At 65.8% G+C, this 8,017-nt stretch carries 8 protein-coding genes, 1 tRNA gene and 2 pseudogenes; 6 read left to right on the top strand and 5 right to left on the bottom strand.

The genetic code is table 11. From position 1 onward, the window contains the following. The 5 genes and pseudogenes from AC2VON_RS12565 to AC2VON_RS12545 all read left to right on the top strand — a co-directional run. Positions 1-119, top strand: a pseudogene (locus tag AC2VON_RS12565) (sulfite exporter TauE/SafE family protein); the annotation flags it as partial. 132 nt (positions 120-251) lie between these two features. Further along, positions 252-524, top strand: a pseudogene (locus AC2VON_RS12560) (alpha/beta fold hydrolase); the annotation flags it as partial. Positions 525-751: 227 nt separating this feature from the next. After that, positions 752-1,123 (top strand): hypothetical protein, encoded by a 372-nt coding sequence (locus AC2VON_RS12555; protein ID WP_486953259.1) that lies wholly within the window; start codon positions 752-754, stop codon positions 1,121-1,123. A 96-nt stretch (positions 1,124-1,219) separates the two neighbouring features. Then, positions 1,220-2,080: a GlxA family transcriptional regulator gene (locus tag AC2VON_RS12550; protein WP_486953258.1), complete on the top strand. Its 861-nt coding sequence runs from the start codon at positions 1,220-1,222 to the stop codon at positions 2,078-2,080. Between the two features lie 121 nt (positions 2,081-2,201). Then, positions 2,202-2,837, top strand: coding sequence for a DJ-1/PfpI family protein (locus tag AC2VON_RS12545; protein ID WP_486953257.1), 636 nt, complete (start codon positions 2,202-2,204; stop codon positions 2,835-2,837). Positions 2,838-2,858: 21 nt separating this feature from the next. On the opposite strand, the gene AC2VON_RS12540 is transcribed toward AC2VON_RS12545, so the two are convergent. Both AC2VON_RS12540 and AC2VON_RS12535 read right to left on the bottom strand, forming a co-directional pair. Continuing rightward, on the bottom strand, positions 2,859-3,221 hold the full coding sequence (locus AC2VON_RS12540; protein WP_486953256.1) for a hypothetical protein: 363 nt from the start codon (positions 3,219-3,221) through the stop codon (positions 2,859-2,861). Then, positions 3,209-3,568, bottom strand: coding sequence for a hypothetical protein (locus AC2VON_RS12535; RefSeq protein WP_486953255.1), 360 nt, complete (start codon positions 3,566-3,568; stop codon positions 3,209-3,211). Before AC2VON_RS12535 ends, AC2VON_RS12540 begins: the two co-directional genes overlap by 13 nt. A 165-nt stretch (positions 3,569-3,733) precedes the next feature. Between AC2VON_RS12535 and AC2VON_RS12530 the strand changes: the two genes are divergently transcribed. Then, positions 3,734-3,810, top strand: a tRNA-Pro gene (locus tag AC2VON_RS12530). A gap of 171 nt (positions 3,811-3,981) precedes the next feature. Here AC2VON_RS12530 and AC2VON_RS12525 read toward each other — a convergent pair. The 3 genes from AC2VON_RS12525 to AC2VON_RS12515 are packed head-to-tail and all read right to left on the bottom strand — an operon-like array spanning position 3,982 to position 7,837. Continuing rightward, positions 3,982-6,384, bottom strand: a complete 2,403-nt coding sequence (locus tag AC2VON_RS12525; protein WP_486953254.1) for a hypothetical protein — start codon at positions 6,382-6,384, stop codon at positions 3,982-3,984. Next, positions 6,381-6,716 carry a helix-turn-helix domain-containing protein gene (locus tag AC2VON_RS12520; protein ID WP_486953260.1) on the bottom strand — a complete coding sequence of 112 codons (336 nt, stop codon included), beginning with the start codon at positions 6,714-6,716 and terminating at the stop codon, positions 6,381-6,383. Before AC2VON_RS12520 ends, AC2VON_RS12525 begins: the two co-directional genes overlap by 4 nt. Beyond that, a complete protein-coding gene (locus tag AC2VON_RS12515) occupies positions 6,716-7,837 on the bottom strand; it encodes a tyrosine-type recombinase/integrase (protein ID WP_486953253.1) in 1,122 nt (373 codons plus the stop codon). Before AC2VON_RS12515 ends, AC2VON_RS12520 begins: the two co-directional genes overlap by 1 nt. Positions 7,838-8,017 lie beyond the last annotated feature (180 nt).

Genomic DNA, 8,017 nt, shown 5'->3' with positions numbered 1-8,017 from the left:
GCTCACTGGCCGGCGGGTTTGTGGGCGGTCACTACGGACGGCGGCTGTCGCCGAATGCGCTGCGGGCCGTGATCATTGCCGTCGGACTTATCGGGCTGTACCGGCTGGTGACGGTGTAGTCGGTTGTATCGGTTCGACTCAGGCCAGGTCACGGGTCAGACGGTGACGATGTCGACTAACCTGTCGAGGCCGTCGAAATCGTGAGCAGGCGCATGGTTTCTCCAGCCTGGGCTAACTCGGGCTAGCTCGGGGCTAACTCGTGGCGCCGGATCGTCCCCGCGCTGGCGGATGCCGGCTATCTCGTGCTCGCCCCGGATCAGCGTGGCTACGGTGGATCGTCTTGTCGGGAGGCCGTCGACGCCTACGATATCGCAGCACTTACCGGGGATCTGATCGGAGTGCTCGACGACGTCGGGGTTCAGCGCGCGGTCTGGGTCGGCCAAGATTTGGGCGCCATGGTGGTGTGGGTGGCAGCGCATCTGCACCCGTATCGGGTAGCCGGGGTCGTCGGGCTGAACTTCCCGCCCGTGCGCTGGGTGTAATCGTGCCGGTGGCGGTGTGGGAGAACTTGCTCGAGGCCGCCGAGGATGCATTCGACATAGAGCTGGCACGCGACGGCTCGCCCGAGACGGCCGAGGCAGCTGAGCCGTGCAGAGGTCGATGAGGCCTTCGATCGACTTCGGGCCGGCCGTCCCGCGTGAGCGGGCACCGACAGCAACCTGCCCGGCATCGGTTTACTTTTGCGTTGGACGTGCCCGGTGACCTGATCGCCGTCCAGGAGGTCGACCCGGCCGCGTTGGACGCGGCGCAGATCATCATCGATGACCTGGAACACGGACGGGTGCAGGGCAAGCTACTCGGTGTGCGGCACGTCAGCGGCGACCTCACTGGACTCGCACGAGCCAAGTTCGACATTCCAGACAAGCGATCGCAGCGATTCCGTGTGATCTACCGGCAAGGCGATGAGGACCCCCGCCATGTCCTGGCCATTGGGTTCCGCGATGAGCACGCGGTTTACCGGATGGCTGCTCGCCGAGTCGCGCACGCCTGGTCACTCGACGTGGGCACCGGCAGCGTCCGCCGCGGATCGGTAACCGGACGTCGCGCGAGCCGTAGTGGATAGTTTGCCGGGGTGATGGCGGTAGGTTCCACGCCAGTTGGCAGGAATCGTCATAGTCTTGTCATTGCCGCCAGCCCTGCTGTGTTCGAGGATCGATGTGTGGCGCGCGGTGATCAGGTTCGGCAGGTAACGGTGGTGTTGTTTGACGGTTGCACATTGCTCGATCTGGCCGGTCCTGCCGATGTGTTTCGGGGAGCGACGCTGCTCGGCGCGGCCCCTCACTATCGGTTGGTTCTGGCCTCGCCGAACGGCGGCCCGGTGCGCGCAAACTGCGGTATCGGCGTCACCGTCGATGCCTCGATCACAGACGTTGCCCGCCATAGCGGCACTGACACATTGCTGGTCGTGGGTGGGTTCGGCGTCGACCGGCTCATCGAGCACCAACAATCCTTGGTTGATTTGCGACGAATCTCGGCACAGGCACGGCGAACGGCCTCGGTCTGTACCGGCGCGCTCGCACTGGCCGCGGCCGGGCTGCTGGACGGATACCGGGCCACGACACATTGGGCCTCGTGCGACCGGCTGGCCATCAAACACCCACAGGTCAATGTCGAACCCGACCGCATCTATGTCCAAGACCGCGACCGATGGACCTCGGCCGGGGTCACCGCCGGGGTTGATCTGAGCCTGGCCATGGTCGAAGCCGACTGTGGCGCGCAGCTGGCTCATCTGATCGCCCGCTGGCTGGTCGTCTTCGTGCGCCGCCCTGGCGGCCAGACGCAGTTTAGCGTGCAGCTGCGCAGCCAGCCGGCTGATACGCCAGCTATCGCCGCACTGCAGCGGTGGCTACCTGACCATCTGACCGAGGATCTGTCCGTCGAGGCACTGGCACAGCGAGCCGGGATGAGCCCACGCAACTTCGCCCGCGTCTTCCGCACCGCGGTCGGCACCACCCCAGCCGTCCTGGTCGAGGCTCTGCGGGTGGAAGCGGTCTGCCGCTACTGGAAACGTCCGACCTGACCGTGGCCACCGTTGCCACAAAGACCGGCTTCAGCGGTCCGGAAACCTTGCACCGGGCCTTCCAACGACGCCTTGGCACGACCCGCGACAGCTACCGCCAACACTTCCACAGGAGCGCATCGTGATCATCGCCATCGGCCTCTACCCCGGTTTCACCGCCCTCGACTGGGTCGGCCCGTACCAGGTCTTCAGCAACCTTCCCGGCGCCCAGGTCGTCCTGTGCGCCGCAGAACGCGGGACGATCGATGACGACAACAACCTCCTGCATCTGCGCGTCGACGCGAGCTTCGGCGAGGTTGAACGGCCCGATGTCATCCTCGTCCCCGGCGGATGGGCCTCGCGTGTGATAGCCCGAGACGGACACCCCATCGTGGACTGGGTCCGCAGCGCTCACGCGCACAGCACCTGGACCACATCAGTGTGCACCGGCGCGCTCATCCTCGGCGCCGCCGGCCTGCTGACCGGCCAACGCGCCACGACTCACTGGGCGGCCTACGACATACTGGCAAGCTACGGTGCCAGCCCCACTGAAGAGCGGGTCGTCAAAGCCGGTCGTATCATGACTGGGGCGGGTGTCTCTGCCGGTATCGACCTCGCTCTGACACTGGCCGCAGAACTTGCCGGCGCCCAGGTCGCCCAGGCAATCCAACTCGGCATCGAATACGACCCGCAGCCGCCGTACGACTGCGGCGCCCCTTCCAAGGCACCGCAGCCCATCTACGAACTGGCCGCTGCCGCGATAGGCCCACGCAGCTAATACTGCAGCCGTAGTTCGTGATCATTGGTTTTCCTGTCGTCGGTAGTGGGATGATTGGGCTCGGTATTGGTGTCTTCGTCGCCAGTGCGACCAGGCCAGCAGGCTGGCGGTGGTGCGGCGGTTGGTCAGTAGCAGCATGTCGAAAAGACGACGGAATTTATTGACGGTCAACGCAATCCGCTCAACGGGGGTGGGTTGGGTGTCACGTTCGACGGCGGTGGCCACGGCCAGGAAGGCGTGAGCGAGCATGGCCAGGGTGGTCCAGCGATGCCAGGAGCGCCAGCGGCGGACCTGGTGTTGGTCGAGTCCGGTCAGGCCCCTGGCGGCCTGGAAGGATTCCTCGATGCGCCAGCATTGACCCGCGACGGCGCCTAGGGTGTGCAAGGTGGCCGGGCGTGGTGATCGCCGGTGTCGGTGTCGTCTTGGGCGTTCAGCGCGATCCAGGCCCAGCAGTAGTAGCGCTGCCCGTGGCTGCCGTGCCCGGCGGAGTGTTTCTGCCACGCCCATGGTGGCAGCTGGCGGGGCAGTTGGTCGACGCGGATCGGCCCGGCCGCGGTCGGGACTCGCCGGTTGGCGGCCACCGTCGGCGCATAACCCAATCCATGGTTGCGGAGGGCGGCACGCAGTTTCGGATCAGCACCGTAGACCTCGTCGCCGGCCACCCAAGCCGCCGGAACCTTCGCTTGGGCGGCGCGGGCGATCAACCCGGCAGCAAGGGGGTTTGGTGGCAAAACCTGTGCTATCGCCCGGTATCCCCGCCTCGTCGTAACGGTATGGATCCTCGGTCCAGCAGCGCAGTGCTTTTATACCGCCTTTCGGACGCCACTTTTGCCGCAGAGGGGAACCGACAGCTACGGTAGGCTTTCGACCTGCCGCCGGATACGTTCCGGCGGCACCGGGCTGTGGCGCAGTTTGGTAGCGCACTTGACTGGGGGTCAAGTGGTCGCAGGTTCAAATCCTGTCAGCCCGACCACAGGTCAGAGGCACTTTCCGAGAGCTTGGAAGGTGCCTCTTTCCATTGTGTACCGCCTTTGCATACCGCCTTCACAGTCCGAGCGCATCGCCGAGTCCCTTCACCGCGGCCCGCGCGGCGTCATCGCTGGTGTGTAATGGTGACGTCGGATATCGGAACTGTCCGAATGCCTCAGCGCTGTGGCAGGCGTTGGCTGACCTCGGCAGCGTAGTTGGTCCAGTCTCCTGCGGACAGACGTTGCCAGGAAACGGCGACGTCGGTGTGGATGCCGAGTGTGCGGGACAGGATCACGGCGGGGATCTCGGTGGCCAGCTGGAACAGCGCGGTGTTGCGAGCCTGGTTGGGGCGGATCCCGAGCCGGTTAAGTCGAGCGGCGAGCTGGCCGGTGCTGATCGGCCGTCCGGGCTGCCCGCCGGGGAGAAGCCAGGGGGAGGGTGTCAGAACGCCGATTGTGGCGTGGCCTTTGCGGTTGGCGACAACGGATCGGGCGATCTCAGAGACCGGCTCGGGCAGCTGAATGGGTGCCCTGCCCAAGCGCAGGCTGACCGGGTCGCTGGTGATGTCGATGTCGTCGATGGTCAGTCGGCAGATGGCGGCTAGGTTTTGTGCGTAGAGCAGGATGAGCAGGCCGGCGAGGCGGTCCTCGCGCTTCAGGCTGGTGTCGTGCAGAAGGAGTCGGGCGACCGTCCAGCGGTGCTGTTCATCGAGGGGTTGGGTGGGGCCGGCCCATCGATGGGTGCGAGGTCGGACGCCAATCAGCTTGTTGTTGTGGGCCCAGCGGATGAAATGCCCTGCGACACCGCGGTGGGTCGCGGTATCGTCGGTCAGCCAGCGGTCGAGGTCGGCTTGCCGACAGCTGCCGAGGGTGAGCCCGTTACCGGTGAGCCAGTCCAGGAACGCGACAGCTCCGTAGGTGCGCTGGCGGACGGACGCGAACTGCTGGATCGTTGCTGGGTTGCCGTTGTTGCGTTGCCGCAGCCGGCGGATGAGATGCCAGGTTATGTAACGGTGCAGGATCTGCCTTTGTTCGGGATTGGCCCGAGCGGCCAGGATCTGATCGACCATCCGCTGGATGCGGACCATATGTTCATCGCGCTGCGGAAGGGCGCCGACGCCGACGAGGACTTGCCGCAGGTGGGCCAGCGGCTGGCTGTCGGGAAGTTCATCGAGTGCCTCGTGGGTCAAGTCGCGGCGGCCGGCAGCCAGGTCGGCCAGGACCGGAGCGACGGATTTGTTCGTCAGCCAACGCACGGCCGTGATCGGGTGTTCGGCGGTGGCAATGTTGTGCCGCAGCGTCTGCAGGCCGGGATGAAGCGACGCCGACGGCGGGCCGAGGACCTTGTTGAGGCGCTGATTGATCAGGCAGCGACCGCATTGGCCCGGATGCGGGTAGGACGGGTCGCTGCAGGTCGGGCAGTCGTGCCAGACGGCCCGGCTGGTGCAATCTTGGCAGTGCGGCTGGGCGAGGGTGCCCGAGATCACGGCGGCGGTCTGTCCGCATGAGCAGCATCGGGCTGAGCGGTTCTGGCAGGCAGGGCACCACGGGCGGCCAGTGATACGGGATGTCCCGCAAGGCTTTTCCTCGCCGCAGATCGAGCAGGTCGCGATCGTCAATGCTGGGCAGGCTGGGCAGAGTGGGCCGTCGGGCGTTCGGGTGTCGACGGGACGACGACGGCCGCAGTTGAGACAGACTTCGAGGTTGTCAGGATCGGTGATCAGACAGTTCGAGCACAGTGGTCGGCCGTGTTCGTCTCGGGTGGCCGGTTCGCGCCGGGCCGTGCAGCGTGCGCATTCCTCGATGCGGGCGTGGGCGATGCAGGTGCGGCAGACCCGTTGCCCGTCGAGCGGTTTGTCGATCTTGACGGCGCGATGGCACCGCGGACATGCCGGTCGGACGATGCCGGCGATGCTCGCCGCGTGGAGTGCGTCGATCAACGGCACGATCGCACGAACAGGTGCAAGATGGGCTGCACCGGTGAGTAATTCGGGTTGGGCTTCCAGCGCCCAGCAGATCTTTCGCTGATGCGTGGGCCGGGATGCGAGCTTGCGGACCGCGGTTGCGATCACATCGCGGTCGGCGATCGGATCCAGGTGGGCGATCACGTCGTAGATGACCGAGATGGGATCCCGATCATCGCGATCCGGGCATTGCGCGCAGCGGGGCTGCCCGGCGCGATCCCGGGTCGAGATGCGCCGCAGCCGCCCGCAGCCGGCACATGGGGCCGGGCGCAGGCTGCACGATCCGCAATACCAGTCCTGACCGATTCGTTGGAGCCTCCGCAGCTGCTTGCCGCACTCGGCGCAGACCGGCGCCGACACCGCCGCTCCGGCATCCCGCAGCCCAATCAGCAGGTCACCGATCGCCCGTGGCGCCGGCGATCGCCCGTCGCTGAGCACAGCCGGATGGTCAGCGAGGAAGGTGGCCAGTCGTCGTGATTTCGCTCGACCGCCGGCAATCGCGGAGACGACCGCCCGGGTCTGCTCGGGTGTGAGTTGGCTGTCGACCGCAGCGACGAGATCCGTGATGAACCCGGCCGGGTCCGAGACCGCGCGGCGATCAGCGGTGGCGCTCACGGCAGGCTGGCACCGCGAACGCGGGCCCGCTTGGGGCGCAGGTCTCCCACGCCACCATCGGCTCCGGCGGTTTTCTTCCTGCCTGTCACGGTCGCGGCCGACGCAACCGGCTCGATCAGGTCGTCCATCGTGCAGTCCAAGATGTCGAGCAGCGCCATCAGGATCTTCAGGCTCAGGCGTTCAGGGCGTTCGACGACGAGGCGGTAGACCTGGCTCGATGACAAGGTGATGCCACGTTGTTGCAGTGGGCCGATCAGATCGGTGGTCGCGAACATGGCGCGGTCGGCCATGACTTTGCGCAGATGCCAGTGGTAGTCGAGCTTGGCGGGCATCATCTGTCTTTGCCTGCCGAGATGGTCGCGTCGAGCGCTGGCGCGAGCGCCTTCTGCAGCATGGTATTCATGAAGTCGGAGCTGACGTGGGTGTAGATGGCGGTGGAACTGTCGCACTCGTGTCCGATCTGGGATTGGATGAACCGCCGATCGACGCCGTCCTCGGTGAGATGGGTTACATACGAGTGACGAATCGAATGGGGCACAAGTTCTTTCGGAAACTTCAAGGCATCGCGGTAAGCCACGAACCGGGCGTTGATCTCGACAGGTTTGATCCGCCCGCCCCTTTCGGTCACCCACAGGGCCGGATGGTCGACGCAGCCGAACTTCGGCCGGACATTCTCGACGTAGTCGGCGACCGCCTCCACTGCCCAGTCCATCACCGACAACACGTTTCGCCGTCGCGGTGGCTGGCCCTTCTTCGCCTTGCCGTAGCGGACGTTGAGCATGCCGTAGCGCCCGAACTGCGGGGCCTTCGGGTTCCGCCCGAAATCGACCAGGTCCAGCTTCGCTGCTTCGGTCCGTCGCAAGCCCCATCCGTAGATCACCTTGAAGATTGTGGCGTCGCGGTACGCGGCAAGGGCGCCTTTGCGTTTGGCCCGCACCGCACGCTCAACCTGATCATCGGCGTAGTCGAGGAACCGCTGGATCTCCGCACGCGTGAACGGGCGAGCCTCCGGCCGGCCCTCGTAATCGCTCAGATGAGCGATCGTGTTCCACTCGTGGCAGATCGGCACCGGATGCACCCCCGGCCCGAACTGCTTCTCGCACTCCACGGCCCAGCCGTAGCGGGCATCGCACAAGTACTCGCTGAACAATCGCAGCTCGGTCTGGTACCCGCGGATCGTCGACGGCGCCAGATGTGCCTCGGCCGTCAGCGATTGGGTCCACTCGTCCACATGGCCGGGCAGCCAGTGCCACGGGTACTCATTGGTGAACTCGATGAACCGGCGCACCAGCCGCTCCCGCGGCACGATGGTCTCCGGTCGCAGCCCGCGCGCGGCCTGCTGAGCACACCAACCATGCAACATCGCCTCCAGCACCGCATCTGCCGGGCGCAGCTGCACCACACCAGAAACCAGCTCCAGATGCGCCGCACCGGCCAGATCCGCTCGTCCCATACCGCCTCCATACCGCCTCGATGCGACCCCTCCAAAGCGAGAATCATGCATCTGACGGATGAGTGATTCAAGGAATGCCGGTCAGGCGGCGTGTCGGGCAGACACCGCAAATCTATTGCCGCACCCGGCTCAGCAGGCGACCTGCGGAAACACGCCCATCTGATGCAATTCCCGAACTTT

It is taken from the genome of Mycobacterium sp. TH-M82, from assembly GCF_057473605.1.
Note: the sequence above shows the minus strand (reverse complement) of the source record. Positions and strands in the feature narration are given on the sequence as shown.